At 65.8% G+C, this 1372-nt stretch carries 1 protein-coding gene; it reads right to left on the reverse strand.

Annotation, left to right across the window (positions count from 1 at the left end):
* Positions 1–1372 (reverse strand): MMPL family transporter (locus AC2VON_RS20490; RefSeq protein WP_486954559.1); only part of this gene is annotated, 1372 nt, incomplete at both ends.

The raw sequence follows: 1372 nt of genomic DNA on the forward strand, positions 1-1372 counted from the left end.
TCAGTGATGTTCGCCATTTTTTCGGTGAGATTCGCCATGTCGTGAGCATTGTCGGCCATCTGTTTCGTGAGGTCATACATCTGCTCCAGATAATTTATGGTGATCTGCTGCTCATCCGCCATCTTGAGGATGTCGGCCATGCGCTGCCTGAGGAAAGCCATGTTCTGCATGGTCGTCTGGCCCTGGACGCTGTTCTGGAACGGGATCGAGCTGTGCTGGATGGGGATGCCCAGGGGCCGGGTGATGTCCTGGACCATGGCGATGCCGTGGGTGCGGATGAGGTTTCTGGCGACCTTGTCCAGCACCAGCATGTCGGCCGGGTTGCGCATGTCGTGGTCGGCTTCGACCATCAGCATGTCAGGGTTCATCCGGGCCTGGGAGAAATGCCGGTCCGCCGCCGCGTATCCGAGGTTGGCGGGCGCCGATCCGGGCAGGTAGTAGCGGTCGTTGTAGCTGGTGACGTAGCCGGGTAGGCCCAGCATGCCGATGAGCACGACGGTGGCGCTGACCGCGAAGATCGGCAGCGGCCAGCGCACCACCGCGGTGCCGACGCGGCGCCACAGCCGGCCCTTGGCCGCCTGCTTGGGTTCGAACAGGCCAAAGCGGCTGCCCACGAAGATCACCGCCGGGCCCAGCGTCAGGCCAGCCAGCACCACGACCAGCATCCCGATCGCCACGGGCGCGCCCATGGTGCTGAACCAGGGCAGCCGGGCGAAGCTGAGGCAGTAGGTGGCGCCGGCGATGGTCAGGCCCGACCCGAGCACGACGGGCGCCACCCCGTGGAACGTGGTGTAGTAGGCGGTTTCCCGGTCCTCGCCGGCCGCCCGCGCTTCCTGGTAGCGCCCGACCAGGAAGATGCCGTAGTCGGTGGCCGCGGCGATCGCCAGCATCGTCAGGATGTTGGCGGCGAACGTGGTCAGCCCGAACGCGTTGACGTAGCCCAGCGCGGCGACCACCTGACGCGAGCACGCCAGCCCGACGAAGGTCATGAACAGCTGGATCACGGTGGTGACGATCGAGCGGTACACCAGCAGCAGCATGACCGCGATCGCGCCCAGGGTGAACAGCGTGATCTTGGCCAGGCTGGAGTTACCGATGACGTAGATGTCGTCGGAGAGCGCCGCGGGCCCGGTGACATAGGCCTTCACCCCCGGCGGTGCCGGGGTGTTGTTGACCGCCTTGCGCACGGCCTCGACGGAATCGTTGGCCAGCGTCGTGCCCTGGTCGCCTGCGATGTTGATCATCACGTAGGAGGCCTTGGCGTCGGCGCTCTGCGCCCCCGCCGCGGTGAACCGGTCACCCCAGAAATCCTGGATGTGCTGGACGTGCTCGTGGTCTCCGCGCAGCTTGCGGACGATCTCGTCGTAGTAGC

Source organism: Mycobacterium sp. TH-M82 (assembly GCF_057473605.1).